Origin of the sequence: Caulobacter henricii, assembly GCF_001414055.1 — a bacterium.
Classification (GTDB): domain Bacteria; phylum Pseudomonadota; class Alphaproteobacteria; order Caulobacterales; family Caulobacteraceae; genus Caulobacter; species Caulobacter henricii.
In genome coordinates this window covers 3427760-3448433 of the sequence record NZ_CP013002.1, presented here as the reverse complement: position 1 = coordinate 3448433, position 20674 = coordinate 3427760, and the positions used below count along the sequence as shown (strand labels likewise).

Below are 20674 nucleotides of genomic sequence, written 5' to 3'. Positions count from 1 at the left end.
ACTCCCCGTTAAACGTTAGTTTGAATTGGCGGCCACCCTAGACTCGGAATCCGGCCGGCGAAAGGTCACGCGCACGTAAAGCCGCTTCGGCCTGGACAGTCGGAGCTTTAGGAGGGGCGGGACACCGGTGTCTGCGCCATGTCGCGCAAACCCTGACCCCGATGAGGCCCTTCCGAGCCCGTTCCATGCCTTGATGTAGCGGATGTGCGCCAGCCGGGACACAAGCCCGGATAACCATCCGGGAACGTCCTTAATGGGCGTTGACTTTGGTTCGCGTGAACATGAACCCTCAGTTTGCGGCCGGGCCTGGCCCAGAGACCGCGAAAAACATCTGGGAGGACTACATATGACCTTATCTACCCGGCGCCCGCGCGCGCGTCACGCGCTGCTGGCCGCCACCGCCCTGGCGGGCCTTGTCGCCCTGCCGGCCCTGGCCCAGGCCCAGGAGTCCACCGTCGAGGAAATTATCGTCACCGCCACCAAGCGGGACTCGACCATTCTGGACGTGCCGTTCTCGATCAATGCCCAGACCCAGCAGGACATCCAGCGGTCCGGCGCGGTCACCCTGGAAGACCTGTCGCGCAATGTCGCCAGCCTGACGATCCAGAACCTCGGTCCCGGCCAGAGCCAGGTCTCGGTGCGCGGCGTTTCGGCCGGCCAGGTCGTTCGCGACCAGCCGGGCGTCAAGGAGCAGGTCGGGGTCTATCTCGACGAATCGGTGATCTCGCTGTCGCTGTTCACGCCGGACATCGACCTCTTTGACCTGAACCGGGTGGAAACCCTGCGCGGCCCGCAGGGCACGCTGTTCGGCTCCGGCTCGGTCGGCGGCACGATCCGCTACATCACCAACCAGCCGAAGATCGGCGTCCAGGAGGGCGTGATCGAGGCCAATGCCAATATGGTCGATGGCGACGACACCGGCGGCTACGTCAAGGGCGCGATCAACCTGCCGGTCTCCGACAAGGTCGCCGTGCGCGCGGTCGGTTACTACACCAAGTATGCGGGCTTCATCGATGCGCGCCGCGAAGGCGGTGGTCGCAAGAAGAACGTCAATGACGGCAGCCGCGTCGGTGGCCGTCTCTCGGTCCTGCTGCAGCCGACCGAGAACATCAGCATCATCCCGCGCGTCGTCTATCAGGAGATCCGCGCCGACGGCTTCAATCGCCAGGAAGTCTTCAACCTGTATGCCAATCCCAACACCACGACCCGGGCCCCGGTCCGGATGGGTGAGCGCGAACAGCATCTGCTGCTGGATGAAAGCTTCGCCGACGACACCTTCCTGACCGACCTGACCGCCTCGGTCGGCCTGGGTGCCGTCGATCTGACCTCGGTGACCAGCTATGTCGACCGCAAGATCCATATCGACCGCGACGCCAGCGCCCTGACGGGCAGCGTCTCGGTGGATCTGGGCTTCCCCTCGGCCGCCGTCCCGCTGCCGTCCAAGCTGGTCGACACCACCGACCTGGAACAGTTCACCCAGGAACTGCGTCTGTCCTCGTCCGGCGACGGGCCCTTCCAGTGGGTGATCGGCGGCTTCTATTCCGAGGTCGACCGCATCTATAACCAGCGCCTGCCGACCCCGGGCTATGACCCCTATACCAATGCCCGCTTCGGGGCCGGAACCGCGGCGGCGGTGGCCAACGGCTTCCCGCTGAACTCGCCCTACAACGCCTCGCTGCCCTACAACATCAAGCAGAAGGCCCTGTTCGGTGAAGCCAGCTACAAGCGCGAGAAGCTGACGGTCACGGCCGGCGGCCGGTTCTACGACTTCAAGGAAACCCGCCAGTTCAAGTCGGGCGGCCTGTTCGCCAATGGCGACAACCAGACCGACAAGACGGACTCGAGCGGCTTCAACCCCCGCGTTCTGGTCAGCTACGAGGCCAGCGACACGGTGACCTTCAACGCCCAGGCCGCCCAGGGCTTCCGGCTCGGCGGGGTCAATGATCCGCTGAACCTGCCGCTGTGCTCGGCGCAGGACAAGGCGATCTTCGGCGGCTTCCAGTCCTATGACGACGAGACCCTGTGGAACTATGAGGCCGGCGTGAAGTCACGCTTCGGCGGCATCAGCTTCAACAGCGCGATCTTCTATACCGACATCAAGGACCTGCAGACCACGCTGGACGCCGGCTCGTGCTCCTCGCGCGTCGTGTTCAACGTGCCCAAGGCTCACACCAAGGGTATCGAGGCCGAGTTCTCGGCTCGCCTGGCACCGGGCTTCGACGTCGGCGTTTCGGGCAGCCTGCTGGAAGCCGAGTTCGACTCGACCGTGAAGGACGGTTCGGGCGCGGTCATCGGCGGCATCCGGGAAGGCAACCGCCTGCCTTCGGTGCCCAACTTCCAGATCTCGGCCGACGCCACCTATTCCTGGCGCTTCCGGGACAGCATCGACGCCTATGTCACGGCCTCAGTGCAGCACATCGGCAGCCGCTATACCCAGGCCAGCGATCAGGAGAACAACCCGCGCTCCTTCACCTCGGGCCTGGCCTTCGGCGGGGCGACGGGCACTGTGCCGACGATCGTCGATCTCAAGCTGCCCAGCTACGAGATCGTCAATTTCAGCATCGGCCTGGAGATGGACAACGGCGTCGACATCATCGCCTACGCCAACAATGTCTTTGACGAGAACCCGCTGCTGTCGTTCGACCGCGAACGCGGCGGTCGGGCCCGTCTGGGCTATTCGGTCGGCCAGCCGCGCACCATGGGCGTGACGGTCCGCCGGACCTTCTAAGGCCCGACCCCGGGTCGAAACGGACGGGGCGGTCGCGCAAGCGGCCGCCCCGTTCTGCCTTACGGGGCGGAACCCTTGACCGGGCCGGATGCCGGACGGACGCTCGCGACCAGGGACAGGATGCGGGAGGCCGGAATGCCGGGTCGGCTTTATGATCTCGTGCTGCGCGGGGGCCAGGTGGTCGACGGGACCGGCGCGCCGGCCTTCCTCGCCGATGTTGCGGTCAAGGATGGCCTGATCGCCGCCGTCGGCCCGGACCTGGCGGCGGGTGCCGAGGAGATCGACGCGCGGGGCCGCATCGTCACCCCTGGCTTTGTCGACATCCATACCCACTATGACGGCCAGGCGACCTGGGACGCGCGCATGACGCCCAGCTCGGGCCACGGCGTCACCACGGTGGTGATGGGCAATTGCGGCGTCGGTTTCGCGCCCTGCCGGCCGGAAGACCGCGACCGGCTGATCCGTCTGATGGAGGGGGTGGAGGACATTCCCTTCCCGGTCCTGACCGAGGGCCTGCCCTGGAACTGGGAGAGCTTTCCCGACTATCTCGACGCACTGGAGGCACGGACCTTCGACGTTGATATCGGGGCCCAGCTGCCGCACGCGGCCCTGCGGGTCCATGTGATGGGCGAGCGCGGGGCCAATCGCGAGCCGGCGACGCCCGCCGACATCGCGGCCATGGCCGCCATCGCCAAACAGGCGGTCGAGGCCGGGGCCCTGGGCTTTTCCACTTCGCGCACCCTCAATCACCGCACCAGCGACGGCCAGCCGACCCCGACCCTGACGGCCGGCGAGGACGAACTGACCGGCATTGCCCTGGGCCTGGCTGCGGCCGGCAAGGGCGTGCTGCAGCTGGTCTCCGACTTTTTCCCCGACGGTCTGGCCGAACTGGCCATGCTGCGTCGAATCGTTGAGCGCTCGGGTCGGCCGCTGTCCTTCTCCCTCGTCCAGAGTCCCAAGTCGCCGGACGGCTGGAAGCGGCTCCTCGCGGGCCTGCAGGACGCCGCCGATGCGGGGCTGCCGATCAAGGCCCAGGTCTGCGGCCGCCCGGTGGGGGTGCTGTTTGGCCTGGAACTGACCCTCAATCCGTTCAGCCAGAACCCGGTCTTTGCCGAACTGAGGGACCGTCCTCTGGCGGAAAAGGTTGTGGCGCTCTCCGATCCAGCCTTCCGCGCCCGCCTGTTCAGCCATGATGTCGACGCCAGTGGCCCCTTTGCCGGTAGCGCCCTGCGGGCCTGGGGCAATCTGTTCCCGATGGGGGCGGTTCCCGACTATGAGCCGACCGCCGAGATGACGATCGCCGCGCTCGCGGCGGCCTCAGGCCGGGGTCCGGCGGAGGTCGCCCTGGATATCCTGCTCGAGAACGGCGGGCAGGGCATGCTCTATCACCCCTTCCTGAACTATGCCGACGGCTCGCTGGACCCCAGCTTCGCCATGCTGAACCACCGGGACACCGTGCCGGGCCTGTCGGACGGCGGGGCACATGTGGGCATGATCTGCGACGGCAGCTTCCCGACCAGCAACCTGATCCACTGGACCCGCGACCGCACGCGCGGTCCGCGCATCGGGCTGGAAGCCATGGTGGCGATGCAGACCCGTGACACCGCCCTGACGGTCGGGCTGGAGGATCGCGGCCTGATCGCGCCGGGCTATAGGGCCGATCTGAATGTCATCGACTATGAGGCCCTGAGCCTGGAGGCCCCCCGCGTCGCCTACGACCTGCCGGCCGGCGGTCGACGCCTGACCCAGAAGGCCCACGGCTATGTGGCCACGATCGTCGGCGGGGTGGTCACCTATCGCGACGGCGAGCCGACCGGCGCCCTGCCGGGTCGTCTGGTGCGCGGGGCCAGGTCCGCGCCGGTGGCTCTGGCGGCGGAGTAGCCTACTCCCCAAACCCCTCGCCCGGCGTCATCGGCGCCAGTCGGATCAGCCGCGAGTCCTCGACCGCCGCCTGCCGGTGCTTGACCCACTCGCGATAGTCCGGGTCGGTGACCATGGCGAAGAAGGCACCGGCATTGGGATACTCGGCGATGAAGGCCAGGTCCCAGCGCTCGTCGGTGGGGCCGGTCAGGACCAGATCCGGCTTGCCCGCCCAGATCTGCCGCCCGCCCAGTTTCGCGAACAGCGCCGCCGTGGTCCGGCCATAGGCGCGATAGGCCTCCAGCCCCGACAGGCCCTTGCCATGGTCGGGGTGATCGGCCGGATAGTCGGCCAGGGCCTTGAGCCGCACCAGGTTCAGCATCTGGATCGGCGTGTCACGGGGCAGGCCCTTGAAGGCGTCGAACTGCTCGCGGGTCGGGTCGATGCTGGACATGGGGTGCTCCCTCTTCAGCCCTTGGGCAGGATGGTCAGGCCGTCGGGCAGTTCATTGGTGTCGGTCTCACGGACGGGCACGTGGCTGGAGAGGATCTCGCCGACCCGGGTGACGGCGGCGACGAAGCCGTCGGCGATCCTGCCGCGCTTCAGGCCTGCCAACAGGTCGGCGACCACCTCATCCCAGACCGCATTGGGCGCGGCCTTGTAGATGCCCTCGTCGGCGATGACCTCGACGCGGCGTTCGGCCAGGGCGGCGAAGATCAGCACCCCGGTGCGGTCACGGGTCAGGTGCAGGCCCTTGCTCATGAACTGTTCCAGGGCCGCGCGCTTGACCGCCGCCGCCTTCATCGCGCCGGGCGTCAGGGCGCGACGGATGGGCGGGATCGAGACCAGCAGGGCGGCGACGATGAAGATCGCCGCCTGCAGCCCGATATAGATCGACAGGGCCGACAGTATGGCAGCGTCGGTGGCCGAGGCGTGGCCGACGGTCCAACCGCCGAACAGGGTGGTCAGCATTTCTGGTCGCAATCCGGCCAGCAGGCCGCCGGCCGGCAGGATCAGGGCCGCCGCCGCCGCCCAGACCAGCGGTGTCTCGCGATAGTCGGACACCTGGGGGGCCAGGACGCAGAAGATCTCGCCGGCGGTGGTCTTCTCGGCCGCCGCTACGGCCTCGGCGATGCGGGCCTGGTCTTGCGGAGTCATCTTGCGCATCACCAGCTCCCCGAACTTCCGCCGCCGCCGAACGAGCCGCCGCCGCCGGAGAAGCCGCCGCCGCCGCCGCCGCCAAATCCACCGCCGCCCCCGCGACCGTTGCCGCTGGTCAGGGCGTCGAGAATGATCCAGGGCAGGGCGGCGCCCAGGCCACTCCGCCGTCCGCGCCGTCCCGGCAGCAGGCGGGTGATCAGGAAGAACACGAACAGACCGATCAGCAGGGCGGCGATCGGCGAGAAGCCCGAGCCGGGGCTTGAAGCCTGTGGCTCTGCCGCCTGGGCGACCTTCGCCTTGGCCTGGTCCTCGGGCAGGGACAGCTGGGTGACGAGCTCGTCAGCCCCGGCCACGATCCCGCCCGGCAGGTCGCCGGCCTTGAACTTCGGCAGGATGGCGCTCTGGATGATGACGCTGGACAGGGCGTCGGTCAGGACTGGCTCCAGGCCATAGCCGACCTCGATGCGCACCTTCTTCTCGGTGGGCGCGACCAGCAGGATCACGCCGTCATCCCTGGTCTTGTCGCCCAGGCCCCAGCTGCGGCCGAGCTGATAGCCGTAGTCCTCGATCTCGTAGCCCTGCAGGCTGGGAACCGTGGCCACCACGAGCTGGCGACCCGTGGTGTCCTCGAGGGTTTTCAGCCGGACGGTCAGGTCCTGCTCGACCTGGGGCGAGAGGATATTGGCCTCATCGACCACCCGGCCGCTCAGGGGCGGGAACTTCGGCGCGGCGACGGCGGGAAGGGCCAGGGAGAGGCAGAGCATGGCCAGCAGGGCCGCCGCCCAACCCCTCCCCCGTGCGCGGGGGAGGAGAGAGAGGGTGTTCAACTTACTGGGCCGGAGCCGGAGCCGAGGCCGGCGGGGCCGGGTCGAAGCTGACCGTCGGGGCCGCCTGGGCCGCCGCCGTGGCCTGGAACAGCTGGGCCGGCTTCTGGCTGGAATAGACCGTCTTGGCCCAGAGAATGCTGGGGAAGGTCCGCAGGGTCGTGTTGTACTTCTGGGCGGTCTCGTTGTAGTCGCGCCGCGCGATGGTGATGCGGTTTTCCGTGCCTTCCAGCTGGCTTTGGAGGGCCATGAAGTTCTGGTTCGACTTCAGGTCGGGATAGTTTTCCTGGATCATCATCAACCGGCCGAGCACGCCCGACAGCTTGTCCTGGGCGGCGGAATATTGCTGGAACTGGGCCGGGTCGGTGATGGTCGAGGCGTCGACCTTGACCTGGGTGGCGCTGGCGCGGGCCTCGGTGACCTCGACCAGCACGCCCTTTTCCTGGGCGGCATAGCCCTTCACGGTGGCGACGAGATTGGGCACCAGGTCGGCCCGGCGCTGATACTGGTTCTGGACCTCGGCCCAGGCGGCCTTGGTGGCCTCGTCCTGGGTCGGGATGGTATTGACCCCGCAGCCGGCCAGGCCGGCGGCGAGAGAAGCGACCAGCGCGATCCGCGCGGCGGTTTTGACGAAACGGTTCATGCAGCCCTCCACAGAGCCTGTCCGTTCCGGACAGGACGTCCGCAACAGATAAACAGGCCCGCCTTGTTTAGTCACTGAAACGCGCATGCGTGGCCGGGACGCGCCGTTCAGGTCGCATACCGGTGTTAGATAGCGCGTCCCTTGATCCACGTCAGGTCGGGACGGATTAAACCTTCTCCATCTCGGCGAAGATTTTGCGACGGGGGCCCAGAAAGCCGAACAGCCAGGCGGCCACCTTGCGGATCTGGATCTCCTCGCTGCCCTCGGTGATCCGGTAGCGGCGGTGGTGGCGATAGATGTGCTCGAAGGGCTTGTGACGCGAATAGCCGATGCCGCCGTGCACCTGCATGGCCCTGTCGGCAGCTTCGCAGACCAGGCGATTGGCCTGATAGTTACACATCGAGACCTTGTCGGAGAGGCGCTTTTCCACCTCCGGCTTGGTCATCTGGTCCATCTCCCAGGCGGTCTTGCGGATCAGCAGGCGCAGCATCTCGGCGGTGCTGGCCAGCTCGACCAGCGGGAACTGGATGGCCTGGTTCTCGGCCAGGGGCTTGCCGAAGGGTTTGCGGACCCGCGCGTACTTGACGCTCTCTTCTATGCAGAACACCGCTGCCCCCAGGCTGGAGGCCGCCTGGCGGATACGGTTCTCGTGCACGAAGTGCTGGGCCAGGGCCAGGCCGCCGCCTTCGGGGCCGAACATCGCACTATCGGGCACGAAGACGTTGGTGAAGCTGACCCGGGGGTGGTCGGTCGGCATGTTGAAGGTCCAGAGATATTCCTCGATCTTCACGCCGGGGGCATGGGCCGGCACCAGGAAGGCCGTGATGCCCCGGGCCTCGCCGTCCTCGCCGCTGGTGCGGGCGAACAGGCAGCAGTGGGTGGCGGCATGCATGCCGGTGGTCCACATCTTCTCGCCATTGATCCGCCAGCCGCTCTCGCCCTTGTGGACCTCGCGGACCGCGCGGGTCTCCATGAAGGTGGCGTCCGACCCGTGATCCGGCTCGGTCAGGCCGAAGGTCGGGCGGAAGGCCCCGCGATCCAGCATGTCGCTGATCAGGTGCTGCTGATCGGGTCGGCCGAAATCCCGGATCATCAGCACGAAGGGATTGTTGCCGACGATCGAGTGCTCGTTCTGCAGGTCGTTGAACAGGCCCAGGCCCTTGCTGGCCAGATGTTCGCGGATCACGGCCATCCACAGGTTGGAGCCGTCCTGGCCGCCGAACTCGCGGGGCAGGGCAAAGCGATAGTGGCCGGCGGCGTCGGCCAGCTTGCGGGCCTTGGCCAGCAGTTCTTCCCAGTCGTGACGGGGCAGGCCGCCGCCGTCCCAGTCGGTACGGGCCCATTCCCGACGGTGGTCGAAGAACCGCTCATTGTCGTCGCGTGCCTGCAAGGGCGCGATTTCGTCCTCGATGAACTTGTCGAGCACGGCCAGATAGGCCGTCAGTTCCGGCGGCGGGTTGAAGTCCATGGCCTTGCCTCCCGGCGTTGTCGTCTTGGTCTTGCGGCCGAGTATGCGCCACCCTGATCGACCGCCAAGCCTGACGTTCGGGAAGACCGCCGATCTTAACCGGCCCTTGACCAACCTCGGCTAGGTTGTGGTCATGTACACCCTGGCTGTGGCAGCGATTATCGGTGCGGTTCTCGGACTTTTCGTCCGACCCCGACTGCTGGGCATTCTCGTTACGGTGCTGCTGGCGGTCTGCATCGAGGGGGGTGTCCTGCTGCTGATCGGCATGCTTGAGGACCAGCCCAACCGGGAACTGCTGATCGGCCGCCTGCAAGCCGTGTTCGGCGAGGGGGTCGCCGGCGCGGCGGGCCCGGTCGCTGCAGCCTTCATCGGCGCGGTGCTGGCAGCCCTGATGGGCAAATTCTCCGAGCCAGAGGGTACGCCCGGCCTGGTGACCGCCGACCAGCTGCGGCGCAAGGCCGGCAAGAACGGCCGCTATTCGCGGGTCGAGGGCATGGTGGTGGAGCGCGAAGTCCACGCCCGCGCAGAAAGCCGGATCGACTCCATCCTCGGCCTTTAGCCAGACGAGCCTGGCCGATTCCGCAATCGGCTGGCCAGGATTACAAATTGCTCATGCGAACCAATTTCTGCTTGCGCAATTATTGATCACTGATATCTAAGCAGTGCTTAGTTCAGCCTGGTGGCGTCGGTGGGGATACCGATGCTTGCATCCCCCAGCCTGAACACCCAGTACGCTTTTCGCCGATCATCGATCTTACACAACTCCCCTGAACGTTGGAGGGCTCTTATGAAGCTCCGTACCCTGGCGGCCGTCGCCGCCCTGTCCGCTTCGCTGTTCGCCGGTGCCGCCCTGGCCGACGGCCGCGTCTCCGCCGCCCTGGAAGCCCCGGTCGCCGCCAAGACCAAGATCGTCGCCGGCGGCGCGGTCTTCGTTTGCGACGGCGCGGAATGCGTCGCCGCCTCGGCCCCGTCGCGGGCCATCACCGCCGCCTCGTGCAAGGCCCTGGTCAAGGAAGTCGGCCGCGTCTCGGCGTTCGGCGGCGAGTCCAAGTCGCTTGATGCCGAGGACCTGGGCCGTTGCAACGGCGCGGCCAAGTCCGACGCGAAATAGACCTCTATCCTGTATCCGGACGCGTTGGGGCCCCCTAGCCCCGTCTGGCTGTTTCCTCGAGCATTCGCCTGATGGGGCGGCGGGCCTGTTCCGCCGCCCTTTTTCTTTCTGCCGTTCCTCGCTAGTTGAGGCCCCATGAGCACGTCCCTCGCCGCCGCCCTGGAGACCGCCCTGCGCGAAATCGCCGGGGCCGAAAGCCGCCCCTCGTCCCTGACCATCGACTATGGCCCCGAGGGGCCGGACGAGGATCTCGACGTGCGCGCCTGGGTCGAGCGCGGCACCCGCAGCCTGGTCTTCGCCCAGGCCGAAGCCCGGCGCCGTAACGGAAGCCTGGCGGCCGCAGCTTCGGCGGTGTTTCGTCGCGTCGAGGCCTGATCGTGCCGGTTTGGTTGCGACTGCGAAAAGCCCGTGTTATCAGGCGCGCGGCTTCGGACGGGGCGGCGCATCAGCACCGGCTCTCCGAGCGCTTTTTTTAAGCGCACTCAAGCCTTTACGCCGCGACAAGGGTTAAACGTCTTGTCTGCGGCCATTGCAACGCACCGGGCGGATACCAAGTGGCGGACGAAACCAAGGCGACGGATGCGGGTCAGCGCTATGCGCAGTCCCTGTTCGAATTGACGATCGAAGGCAATCAACTGACCAAGGTCGAGGCCGACCTGAAGTCATTGAAGGCGATGTATGCCGACAGCGCCGACCTGCGCCGCCTTGTCGCCTCGCCCGCCTTCTCGTCGGAAGACAAGGCCAAGGGCCTGGCCGCCATCGCCAAGAAGGCCGGCTTCCAGCCCCTGACCAGCAAGTTCCTCGGCCTGGTGGCCACCAATGGCCGCGCCGGCGACCTGATGGGCACCATCACCGCCTTTGCCGAACTCTCGGCCAAGCATCGCGGCGTCGTCTCGGCCGAGGTGATCTCGGCCACCGCCCTGACTGCCGCCCAGCTGAAGGGCGTGCAAACCGCCCTGGCTTCGGCGCTCGGCAAGACCCCTGAACTTTCGACCCGCGTCGACGCTTCCCTTCTGGGTGGCCTCAAGGTGCGTGTCGGCTCCCGCCTGTTCGATGCTTCGCTCCGTTCGAAGCTCGATTCCCTGAAATTCGCCCTGAAGCGCGCCTAAACCTCTATAAGCGCGTCAAAAGATAAAAATCGCAGAGAGCCCAAGTACAGCCATGGACATCCGCGCCGCCGAGATTTCGGCCATCCTCAAGTCGCAGATCGCCAATTTCGGCGAAGAAGCTGCCGTCTCGGACGTCGGCCAGGTGCTGTCCGTCGGTGACGGCATCGCCCGCATCTACGGTCTGGACAATGTCCAGGCCGGCGAAATGGTCGAATTCCCGAAGGCCGGCGTGAAGGGCATGGCCCTGAACCTCGAGCGCGACAATGTCGGCGCCGTGATCTTCGGCCAGGACCAGGCCATCAAGGAAGGCGACGAAGTCCGCCGCCTCGGCGAGATCGTCGACGTTCCGGTCGGCAAGGGCCTGCTGGGCCGCGTCGTCAACCCGCTGGGCGAGCCGATCGACGGCAAGGGCCCGATCCAGTACACCGAGCGTCGCCGGGTCGACGTCAAGGCGCCGGGCATCATTCCGCGCAAGTCGGTGCACGAGCCCGTCCAGACCGGCCTGAAGTCGATCGACACCCTGATCCCGGTCGGCCGTGGCCAGCGCGAGCTGATCATCGGTGACCGTCAGACCGGCAAGACCGCCGTCGCCATCGACACCATCCTGAACCAGAAGGCCGCCAACGCCGGCAAGGACGAGAGCGCCAAGCTCTATTGCGTCTATGTCGCCATCGGCCAGAAGCGTTCGACCGTCGCCCAGATCGTCAAGACGCTCGAAGAGCACGGCGCCCTGGAATACACGATCGTCGTCGTCGCCTCGGCCTCCGAGCCGGCTCCGCTGCAGTACCTGGCCCCGTTCTCGGGTTGCGCCATGGGCGAGTGGTTCCGCGACAACGGCCTGCACGGCCTGATCATCTATGACGACCTGTCCAAGCAGGCCGTCGCCTATCGCCAGATGTCCCTGCTGCTGCGCCGCCCGCCGGGCCGCGAAGCCTATCCGGGCGACGTCTTCTACCTGCACTCCCGCCTGCTGGAGCGCGCCGCCAAGCTCAACGAAGACAATGGTTCGGGCTCGCTGACGGCTCTGCCGATCATCGAAACCCAGGCCAATGACGTCTCGGCCTATATCCCGACCAACGTGATCTCGATCACCGACGGCCAGATCTTCCTGGAAACCGACCTGTTCTATCAGGGCATCCGCCCCGCCGTGAACGTCGGTATCTCGGTGTCGCGCGTCGGCTCCTCGGCCCAGATCAAGGCCATGAAGCAGGTCGCCGGTGCGATTAAGGGCGAGCTGGCCCAGTATCGTGAAATGGCCGCCTTCGCGAAGTTCGGTTCGGACCTCGACGCCTCGACCCAGAAGATGCTGGCCCGCGGCGAACGCCTGACCGAGCTGCTGAAGCAGCCCCAGTATGCGCCGCAAGCCGTCGAAGAGCAGGTCTGCGTGATCTATGCCGGCACCCGCGGCTATCTGGATGCCATCCCGACCAGCGCCGTGCGCCGGTTCGAGTCCGAGTTCCTGGCCCGTCTGCACAGCCAGCACAAAGACCTGCTGGACGGCATCCGCACCAAGAAGGCCCTCGACAAGGACCTGGAGAACACGCTGAAGAGCGCGCTCGACAGCTTCTCGTCGACCTTCGCCTAAGCCCCTCGGAACGCTCGGAGAGAGTAGCGCCGAATGGCCAGCTTGAAGGAAATGCGCAATCGGATCGCCAGCGTCAAAGCGACGCAGAAGATCACGAAAGCGATGCAGATGGTGGCGGCCGCGAAGCTGCGCCGGAGCCAGGACGCTGCCGAAGCGGCGCGTCCCTATGCCCGGCGTCTGGCCTCGGTGATCGCCAACCTGGCAGCCGGCGTGTCCGGCGACGGGGCTCCGGCCCTGCTGACCGGCACCGGTCGCGATGACCGTCATCTGGTCATCGTGGCGGCGGCGGATCGCGGCCTGGCCGGCGGGTTCACCTCGTCGATCGTGCGGGCCGCGCGTCAGCACATCGACGGCCTGATTGCCCAGGGCAAGGACGTGAAGATCGTCTGCGTCGGCAAGAAATCGACCGTGCAGCTGCGCCGGCTCTATGCCGACCGCATCGTCGAGAACTTCGACCTCTCGGCCTATCGCCAGTTCACCCTGTCGGTGGCCCAGCCGATCGCCGACGTCGTCACGCGCCTCTATGAGGCCGGCGACATCGACGTGGTCACGCTGTTCTACAGCCGCTTCAAGTCGGTGGTCACCCAGACCCCGACGGCGTTGCAGCTGATCCCGGCCGTCGTCGACGGTGGCGCTGCCCCCTCGACCGGCGCGGTCTATGAGTATGAGCCCTCGGAAGAGGCCATTCTCGAGACCCTGCTGCCGCGCAACCTGACGGTCCAGATCCTGTCGGCCCTGCTCGACAACATGGCCGGCTTCTATGCCAGCCAGATGACGGCGATGGACAATGCCACGCGCAACGCCGGCGACATGATCAAGCGCTACACCCTTGAGTATAACCGTTCCCGCCAGGCCCAGATCACCAAGGAGCTGATCGAGATCATCTCCGGCGCCGAAGCCGTCTGATCAAAAGCCTAACGTAAAAAACGCACGCACGAGCACGCACGAAAGACCCGCACGCCATGGCCAAGACCCCCGCTAAGGCTCCCGCCGCCGCCGACAAGCCGGCAGCCGCCAAGAAGCCCGCCGCCCCGAAAGCGGCCGCCGCCGCTCCCGCCGCCGCCGCCGCCAAGGCTCCGGCTGCCAAGAAGCCCGCTGCCCCCAAGGCTGCGGCGCCCAAGGCGACCAAGGCCGCTCCGGCCACCATCGGTGCTGCCACCGGCAAGCTGGTGCAGGTCATCGGCGCCGTCGTCGACGTCGAGTTCACCGGTGAACTGCCGGCGATCCTGAACGCCCTCGAGACCGTCAACACCGCTACCGGCCAGCGCCTGGTGTTCGAAGTCGCCCAGCACCTGGGCCAGAACACCGTCCGCGCCATCGCCATGGACGCCACCGAAGGCCTCGTTCGCGGCCAGGCCGTGCGCGACACCGGCGAGTCGATCCGGGTTCCGGTCGGCCCCGGCACCCTGGGCCGCATCATGAACGTCATCGGCGAGCCGATCGACGAGCAGGGCCCGATCCAGTCGGACATCTACCGCACCATCCACCGCGACGCCCCGTCCTTCGCCGAGCAGACCAACACGGCTGAAGTTCTGGTCACGGGCATCAAGGTCATCGACCTGATGTGCCCCTATACCAAGGGCGGCAAGATCGGTCTGTTCGGCGGCGCCGGCGTCGGCAAGACCGTGACGATGCAGGAACTGATCAACAACATCGCCAAGGCTTACGGCGGTTACTCGGTTCTGGCCGGCGTGGGTGAGCGCACCCGCGAAGGCAACGACCTCTATCACGAGATGATCGAGTCCAACGTCAACGTCGACCCGAAGGCCAATAACGGCTCGACGGAAGGCTCGCGTTGCGCCCTGGTCTACGGCCAGATGAACGAACCCCCGGGCGCCCGCGCCCGCGTCGCCCTGACCGGCCTGTCGATCGCGGAATACTTCCGCGACGAAGAAGGCAAGGACGTGCTGCTGTTCGTCGACAACATCTTCCGCTTCACCCAGGCCGGCGCTGAAGTGTCGGCTCTGCTGGGCCGCATCCCCTCGGCCGTGGGCTATCAGCCCACCCTGGCTACCGAGATGGGCAACCTGCAGGAGCGCATCACCTCGACGAACAAGGGTTCGATCACCTCGGTCCAGGCCATCTACGTGCCCGCCGACGACCTGACCGACCCGGCGCCCGCCGCCTCGTTCGCCCACCTTGACGCCACCACCGTTCTGTCGCGCGACATCGCTGCCCAGGCCATCTTCCCCGCCGTCGATCCGCTGGACTCGACCTCGCGGATCATGGACCCGCTGGTCATCGGCGAAGAGCACTACAACGTGGCCCGTTCGGTCCAGGAAGTCCTGCAGCAGTACAAGTCGCTGAAGGACATCATCGCCATCCTGGGCATGGACGAGCTGTCGGAAGAGGACAAGCTGACGGTCGCCCGCGCCCGCAAGATCCAGCGCTTCCTGTCCCAGCCCTTCCACGTGGCCGAGCAGTTCACCAACACCCCCGGTGCCTTTGTGGCCCTGAAGGACACGATCCGCTCGTTCAAGGGCATCGTCGACGGTGAATACGACCACCTGCCGGAAGCCGCCTTCTACATGGTCGGCCCGATCGAAGAAGCCGTGGCCAAGGCTGAAAAGCTGGCGAGCGAAGCGTAATGACCGAAGAACATGATCTGGTCGGCTTTTGCTGCGAGGAGCTCGAGGACGCGGTCTCTTCGGACCCGACCGACGCGCTCATCGAGCATGACAGCGGCCTGATCCTGCTCAATCTTGGCGAACGGACGGAAGACGGGGAGACCGGCGTCGTGCTGGCCACCATCCGCTTCTGCCCGTTCTGCGGCACCGAGATCCAAACCGACGAAGACGTCGAGGCGGCGCTCGGCGACGTGGAGATCGTGGAATAATGGCAAAGCTGCACTTTTCTCTGGTCGCTCCGGAACGCGAACTGTTCTCGGGCGAGGTCGATATGGTCCAGGCTCCGGGCGCTGAAGGTGACTTTGGCGTTCTGGCCAACCATGCCCCGTTCATGACGACGCTGCGCGAAGGCCGCGTCACCGTGAAGGACGGCGCGACCACCAAGCTGTACGACATTCAGGGCGGTTTCGCCGACGTCGGGCCTGATGGCCTGACGATCTTGGCCGAGCACGCCGTCGAAGCGGCCTGATCCGCTTATCCTGATTCGATCAGACGCCTCCGTCCTGCCCGGGACAGAGGCGTTTTCGCGTCTGAGGGGAAGCTGCGCGACGTATGGTCGCAGGAATTTACACTTGTGGCCCAATCTCCGTCGCAATCTGTCGCCATAAGGGTTGCGAGGGAACGTCTGTCGGTTTTAATGCCGACCTCTTGCCTGATGGGGATATCTCGATAATGCGCCTCGCGCTCGCCAGCCTGATCGCCCTCGGTGTGGTTTCGACCGCTGCCGTCGCCCAGGAGCAAACCGCTCCCGCCCCGGCACCTGCTGCCGCTCCGGTCCCGGCGCCCGCGCCGGCCGCGCCCGCTGATCCGGCCGCTGCGGCCCCCGCAGCCGCCGCACCGGCCGACACCTATGTCGAGCCGGTCCGTCCGCCGCCGACGACCGATCCGGTCTCGCTGCAGCTGCTGAGCGTGCTGGATAGGATCTGCAAGCCGGCCGTGGTCGGCGGCGACTTCCAGGCCCTGGTCAAGGCGGCCGGGCTGAAGAAGAAGAAGGAACAGTGGGTCCTGGACCTCGGCAAGCCCTTCCAGATCGTCCTGGACAATCCGGGCTCGAACAAGAACGTCTGCACCATCACCATCCAGTACGCCCAGGGCGACGCCCAGGCCCAGGCTCTGGCCAGCGCCCTGCACGACTGGGCCACCTGGGAAAACAGCCCGCAGCTGCGCCTGATCCGCAACGACCAGGTGGTCAGCAGCGACTTCCGTCGCTTCACCGTCTCCTGGGATGACAACTGGGCCAGCGGTCACGCCGGTCTGGTCTATATGCGCCTGAAGAAGACCGACGGCTCGCCCGTGGGCAAGAACTTCGAACAGGCCCAGGTCCTGTACAGCACCACCAGCCGCTAAGGCTTGCCCGGTTCCTGACCGGGTCCTATCTAGAAAAGGCGCGGGGACGACCCTGCGCCTTTTCGCGTTTCCGGGGACGACCCCGCCCGACATCGGAGCCGCTCATGGCCTGGATCATCCTTGGCATCGCGGGTCTTTTCGAGATCGGCTGGGCCGTGGGCCTGAAATTCACCGAAGGTTTCACTCGGCCAATCCCCACGGTCCTGACGGCGACCAGCATGGTGCTGTCCATGGGCCTGCTGGGATGGGCGGTGAAGACCCTGCCCCTGGGCACGGCCTATGCCGTCTGGACCGGTATCGGCGCGGTCGGCACGGCCATTGTCGGGATCGTGGTCTTCAAGGAACCGGCGACGGCGGCGCGGCTGGTCTGCCTTAGCCTGATCGTGGCGGGCATATTGGGGCTCAAGCTCTTCACCCCGTCAGTAGCCTAGGCGGCGGCGCGATCCTGATCGGCGATAAAGTCCAGGCAGCGCTCGGCCACGCTCTCCCAGCCGGGCTCGCCGGGCAGCCAGTGGCTCATCTCGGCAAAGACCTCGACAGCCCCGTTCAGGCGGGCGGCGGTCTGGCGCACGGTGGCGGGGGGATGGATCACGTCCCGGCCGCCGGCTATGGCCAGGGTCGGCACGCCGGACGGCGCGGCGCTGGTGGTCATGAACGGGTCCAGCCACCAGTTGAGGGTTTCCCACAGGGCCCGGCCGCTCTCGGGCGACATGCGGGCATAGAGGGCCTTGCGATCGGCGCGCTCCAGCCGGTCGAGGCTGTAGCGCCGAACCACGCCATAGTCAGGATCGACGGCCTGCAGCCAGTAGGGGCCGAGGGCATAGAGACTGACGGCCGAGACCGCTTCCTCCAGACTCGCCCCCGAGACGCCCCAGGGCGGTGACGGGGCCAGCAGGATCAGACGCGAGACCTTGGTGCGCGTCGCGGCCATCTGGGCAACCAGGCCCCCCATCGAGTGACCGATCAGGATCGGGGGCTCCTCGCAGGTGGCACACAGGGCGGCGATCTGCTTGGCATAGTCGGTCATCGAACGCCCGGCGACCGAAGCCTTGCCGTCATGGCCCAGCAGGTCCGGCGTCAGCACCGCATGACCGGCCGCCTCGAACGGCTGGCGAAAACTGTCGAATGTCCAGCCGCCGCAGAAGGCGCCGTGGACCATGATGACCGGTGCGGGCATGGGCGCCTTTCGAACGCCGTCGGCGAAGCAGCCGACGGCGCGAGCTTACACGCTCTATTGGGTCTTCGGCGAAGATTTGGCGGGTTTCGTTGTCGCAGCCGGTTTGGCGGCGGCGGTCTTCGTGCCCGCCTTGGGAGCAGCCTTGGCCGGTGCCGTCTTGCTCGCAGCGGACTTGGCCGCCGCTTTCGGCGCTGCGGCCTTCGGTGCAGGGGCCTTGGGCGTGGCGGGCTTCGCCGTCGCCGCGGGTTTCGGGGCCGCAGCCTTGACGGGCTTGGGCTTGGGCTTGGGCTTGGTCTCGGGGACCGGCGTCTCAGCCGGAGCCGCTGGTGCCTTGGCCTTCGGAGCGGCTGCAGCCTTGGCGGGCGCCTTCTTGGCTACGGCCTTTGCGGCAGGCGCGGGAGCGGGTTCGGCCGGTGCGGCCTGGGCCGGCGTGACGGTCAGGGCCTTGGTCTTCAGCCAGGTGATGACATCGTCGACGATCACGTTCGTGCCCGGCTCGTCGATCAGCCAGTGGGCATTGGCGGGATATTCGACATAGTCGCCGCCGACGGCGGAGTACTTCTGGCCGACTCGGCGCAGGTCATCGACGGGTGTCGTGCGATCGAGAGCCCCGGCCACCACCAGAAGCGGAACCTTGACCCTGTCGACATCGACATGGACGGTCCGGTTGGGGTCCTTGTCGGGCCAGGCCAGGTCGGCCAGCACGCGGCCGGAATCATGGACCATGCGGCTATAGAGGACGTCATGCCGGCTGGCGGGTACGGCGTTCATCACGCAGACCTTGAAGCCGGTCTTCCACTGCTTGACCGTCCGGGTTTCGGGCTTCGGCACCAGGGCGGCATTGAGGAAGGCAAACAGAGGCGACAGCTTGGGCGCGCCGCGCGCATCGGCGGGCGAGGCCGGCGAGAACAGCACGGCTCCGGCGACCAGACCGGCCTCGGCCAGCTTCTGGGCGATCATGCCGCCCATCGAATGGCCGAACACGACCGGCGTTTCACCGTCCTGGCGGGCGAGGGTAGCGGCGAAAGCGCTCATGTCGGCGACATAGTCGGCCAGGCTGAGGCCGGCCAGTCCCGCTCCAGGGGCGTCGGCCCGGCGCTGGTCGGCCCGGATGGTGGGGGTCTCGACCCTGTAGCCTTCCGCCGTCAGGCGCTCGGCAATGGGGCCCCAGCAGCTGCCTGCGCAGCCATAGCCATGAATCATCAGGATGGTTTTGGCCATGGTGGTCGCTCTCCCGGTGGGAGCGATCAGTCGCTGCCCACGAATCTTTCGAACGCGGAGACCACCTGTTCATAGACCCCGCGCTTGAAGGGTACGATCAGTTCGGGGGTCTCGTCGAGCGTTCCCCATCGCCAGGCGTCGAACTCGACCTCGCCATGGGCTTCCAGGTCGATCTCGCTGTCATCGCCGGTGAAGCGGAAGGCGAACCAGACCTGCTTCTGACCCATCCAGCCGCGCGCCATCTTGGAACCGGCGACCTCGGGCGGGAAGTCATAGGAGATCCAGCCCTCGGTGCGGCCCAGCAGCCGGGCGGAGGTGACGCCGGTCTCTTCGGCCAGTTCCCGCCGGGCGGCGTCCAGCAGGTCCTCGCCTGCGTCGACCCCGCCCTGGGGAAACTGCCAGTTATAGGGCGGGGGCTGCTGGTTCCGACGTCCCAGCCAGACCCGGCCGTCGGCCTGGAACAGCACGACCCCGACATTGGGCCGGTGGCGCGGCAGATCCTGTTCTGCGGCCGGAACGGTCATCGACGGGTCAGGGCCGAGGCCGGGGCCAGCTGCAGGCCGCGTGCTGACAGACCGTTGGCCCAGGCCCGGACCTGATTGATCGTCACCGGATAGGCAAAGCCCGAGCCCAGGGCCTGGCCCCGGGCATTGGCCCCCATCTCCAGGCCGCGCAGCTGGGCGTCGATGGCGCTAGCCGACAGTTCGTCATCGATCACCTTGTCGGCCGAGGCGCGCGGGATCGCGCCCCCGCGCCGGGCCGCCAGGCCGTCATCGACAAAGGCCAGGCCGCGCGCCTTGAGGGCGGCATTGAAGGTGTTCATCGCCGCATCGGACTCGACGAACCGCGCGCCCAGATAGTTGCTGAGGCCGAAATAGCCGGTGGCCCGCGACATCAGCCATTCCAGCTTGCGCACGGTGTCTTCCGGCCGGTTGGCGGCGATAAGGGTATAGGGGCCGGGGTCATTGGCCGGATAATCGGCCGGCTCCATCGGCGTTTCCAGCAGCACCTCGTGGCCGTTGGCGCGGGCCAGATCGATCCAGCCCTGCAGACCCTCGGCATAGGGGGCGAAGGACAGGGTGACCTCGGGCGGCAGGGTCTCGATCGCGGCGCGGGTGGTCTGGGGGTTCAGGCCCAGGCCGCCGATGATCACCGAGACCTTGGGTCGCCCCGTGGCGGTGAACGGCCGGGCATAGGCCTCGGCCGGCGTGCGGCCATTGGCGGCGATGATCGGCAGTTGGGCCCCGCCGGGGCCCGGTGCGGTGAGGCCCGCGATCGGAGCCTGGGGCAGGGCCCCGCCGACGACGTGGGTCGCGCCGGGGCCTTCCTCGGCCCCGGGGAACGAAATCGAGGCCTCGACCGGACTGTCGACGATCGGCTTGGCCGAGAGGTCATAGGTGTCAGGCTTGAAGGCGGCTTCGTGCTCGCCCTCTTCGGCCAGGGCTTCTTTCCAGCCCTCGGGCGCATTGCGGGTGGCGCCGATCTTGGTCAGTTCGACGCGCACGACCGGTGCCCCGGCCTTGGGATCGCCCGTGACCAGGACCAGGCCTGCCAGGCTGAGCATGAACAGCAGGGCCGCCCCGCTGGCGGCAATATAGGGATTGGACACGGCCACCATCAGGCGGGCGCGCAGGTCTCCGCTGACCTCGGGCGAGGGCGCCGAGGCGGCATAGGCGGGCTTGCGGGAAAACATGGCGGCCATGACAACGACCCTAGCCGGCAAGCTTCAAATTTATGGTTAACGAGATCCTGCGACGATTTGGTCCCCGCAGCCGGACCAGGATCCGGTCTGCGGGGACAAGAATCGCGGCGG

General features: G+C 67.0%; 22 protein-coding genes. 13 read left to right on the top strand and 9 right to left on the bottom strand.

What is annotated here, in order from left to right; genetic code table 11:
* The first annotated feature begins 346 nt into the window (after positions 1-346).
* Entirely contained in the window at positions 347-2728 is a 2382-nt protein-coding gene (locus tag AQ619_RS16200) for a TonB-dependent receptor (protein ID WP_062150055.1), read from the top strand.
* A 135-nt stretch (positions 2729-2863) separates the two neighbouring features.
* Entirely contained in the window at positions 2864-4609 is a 1746-nt protein-coding gene (locus tag AQ619_RS16195; RefSeq protein WP_062150052.1) for an N-acyl-D-amino-acid deacylase family protein, read from the top strand.
* 1 nt (position 4610) lies between these two features.
* On the opposite strand, the gene AQ619_RS16190 is transcribed toward AQ619_RS16195, so the two are convergent.
* The 5 genes from AQ619_RS16190 to AQ619_RS16170 form a co-directional block, all read right to left on the bottom strand.
* The gene (locus tag AQ619_RS16190; protein WP_062150049.1) at positions 4611-5042 is read right to left on the bottom strand and encodes a DUF1330 domain-containing protein; all 432 of its coding nucleotides are present in this window, start codon (positions 5040-5042) and stop codon (positions 4611-4613) included.
* A 14-nt stretch (positions 5043-5056) separates the two neighbouring features.
* Complete coding sequence (locus AQ619_RS16185) at positions 5057-5755, bottom strand: TPM domain-containing protein (RefSeq protein ID WP_062150046.1); 699 nt, start codon at positions 5753-5755, stop codon at positions 5057-5059.
* Positions 5755-6513 carry a TPM domain-containing protein gene (locus AQ619_RS16180; RefSeq protein ID WP_062150043.1) on the bottom strand — a complete coding sequence of 253 codons (759 nt, stop codon included), beginning with the start codon at positions 6511-6513 and terminating at the stop codon, positions 5755-5757. Before AQ619_RS16180 ends, AQ619_RS16185 begins: the two co-directional genes overlap by 1 nt.
* A gap of 64 nt (positions 6514-6577) precedes the next feature.
* On the bottom strand, positions 6578-7228 hold the full coding sequence (locus AQ619_RS16175; protein ID WP_166504286.1) for a LemA family protein: 651 nt from the start codon (positions 7226-7228) through the stop codon (positions 6578-6580).
* Positions 7229-7382: 154 nt separating this feature from the next.
* A complete protein-coding gene (locus tag AQ619_RS16170) occupies positions 7383-8684 on the bottom strand; it encodes an acyl-CoA dehydrogenase family protein (protein ID WP_062150036.1) in 1302 nt (433 codons plus the stop codon).
* 133 nt (positions 8685-8817) lie between these two features.
* Between AQ619_RS16170 and AQ619_RS16165 the strand changes: the two genes are divergently transcribed.
* From AQ619_RS16165 to sugE, 11 genes are all read left to right on the top strand, one after another.
* The gene (locus tag AQ619_RS16165; protein WP_062150033.1) at positions 8818-9243 is read left to right on the top strand and encodes a hypothetical protein; all 426 of its coding nucleotides are present in this window, start codon (positions 8818-8820) and stop codon (positions 9241-9243) included.
* Between the two features lie 228 nt (positions 9244-9471).
* Positions 9472-9795 (top strand): DUF8200 family protein, encoded by a 324-nt coding sequence (locus AQ619_RS16160; protein ID WP_062150030.1) that lies wholly within the window; start codon positions 9472-9474, stop codon positions 9793-9795.
* A 135-nt stretch (positions 9796-9930) separates the two neighbouring features.
* A complete protein-coding gene (locus AQ619_RS16155; protein WP_062150028.1) occupies positions 9931-10170 on the top strand; it encodes an acyl-CoA thioesterase domain-containing protein in 240 nt (79 codons plus the stop codon).
* Positions 10171-10349: 179 nt separating this feature from the next.
* Positions 10350-10904 (top strand): F0F1 ATP synthase subunit delta, encoded by a 555-nt coding sequence (locus AQ619_RS16150; RefSeq protein ID WP_062150025.1) that lies wholly within the window; start codon positions 10350-10352, stop codon positions 10902-10904.
* 52 nt (positions 10905-10956) lie between these two features.
* The gene (gene atpA / locus AQ619_RS16145; RefSeq protein WP_062150022.1) at positions 10957-12489 is read left to right on the top strand and encodes a F0F1 ATP synthase subunit alpha; all 1533 of its coding nucleotides are present in this window, start codon (positions 10957-10959) and stop codon (positions 12487-12489) included.
* A gap of 33 nt (positions 12490-12522) precedes the next feature.
* Positions 12523-13395: a F0F1 ATP synthase subunit gamma gene (locus tag AQ619_RS16140; protein WP_062150020.1), complete on the top strand. Its 873-nt coding sequence runs from the start codon at positions 12523-12525 to the stop codon at positions 13393-13395.
* A gap of 56 nt (positions 13396-13451) precedes the next feature.
* On the top strand, positions 13452-15077 hold the full coding sequence (gene atpD, locus AQ619_RS16135) for a F0F1 ATP synthase subunit beta (protein ID WP_062150017.1): 1626 nt from the start codon (positions 13452-13454) through the stop codon (positions 15075-15077).
* Entirely contained in the window at positions 15077-15325 is a 249-nt protein-coding gene (locus tag AQ619_RS16130) for a hypothetical protein (protein WP_062150014.1), read from the top strand. The genes atpD and AQ619_RS16130 overlap by 1 nt, the downstream gene beginning before the upstream one ends.
* Positions 15325-15585, top strand: a complete 261-nt coding sequence (locus AQ619_RS16125) for an ATP synthase F1 subunit epsilon (RefSeq protein WP_062150011.1) — start codon at positions 15325-15327, stop codon at positions 15583-15585. Before AQ619_RS16130 ends, AQ619_RS16125 begins: the two co-directional genes overlap by 1 nt.
* 203 nt (positions 15586-15788) lie before the next feature.
* Positions 15789-16463 carry a hypothetical protein gene (locus AQ619_RS16120; protein WP_062150008.1) on the top strand — a complete coding sequence of 225 codons (675 nt, stop codon included), beginning with the start codon at positions 15789-15791 and terminating at the stop codon, positions 16461-16463.
* A 104-nt stretch (positions 16464-16567) separates the two neighbouring features.
* On the top strand, positions 16568-16894 hold the full coding sequence (gene sugE, locus AQ619_RS16115) for a quaternary ammonium compound efflux SMR transporter SugE (RefSeq protein WP_062150005.1): 327 nt from the start codon (positions 16568-16570) through the stop codon (positions 16892-16894).
* On the opposite strand, the gene AQ619_RS16110 is transcribed toward sugE, so the two are convergent.
* Genes AQ619_RS16110 through AQ619_RS16095 form a run of 4 tightly spaced genes read right to left on the bottom strand, consistent with a single transcriptional unit; the run spans position 16891 to position 20563 of the window.
* Complete coding sequence (locus tag AQ619_RS16110) at positions 16891-17640, bottom strand: alpha/beta fold hydrolase (RefSeq protein ID WP_062150002.1); 750 nt, start codon at positions 17638-17640, stop codon at positions 16891-16893. The genes sugE and AQ619_RS16110 overlap by 4 nt on opposite strands.
* A gap of 54 nt (positions 17641-17694) precedes the next feature.
* Positions 17695-18861 carry an alpha/beta hydrolase gene (locus tag AQ619_RS16105; RefSeq protein WP_062149999.1) on the bottom strand — a complete coding sequence of 389 codons (1167 nt, stop codon included), beginning with the start codon at positions 18859-18861 and terminating at the stop codon, positions 17695-17697.
* 26 nt (positions 18862-18887) lie between these two features.
* Positions 18888-19385 (bottom strand): RNA pyrophosphohydrolase, encoded by a 498-nt coding sequence (locus tag AQ619_RS16100; RefSeq protein WP_062149996.1) that lies wholly within the window; start codon positions 19383-19385, stop codon positions 18888-18890.
* Positions 19382-20563, bottom strand: a complete 1182-nt coding sequence (locus tag AQ619_RS16095; protein WP_062149993.1) for a divergent polysaccharide deacetylase family protein — start codon at positions 20561-20563, stop codon at positions 19382-19384. The genes AQ619_RS16100 and AQ619_RS16095 overlap by 4 nt, the downstream gene beginning before the upstream one ends.
* Positions 20564-20674: the final 111 nt, after the last annotated feature.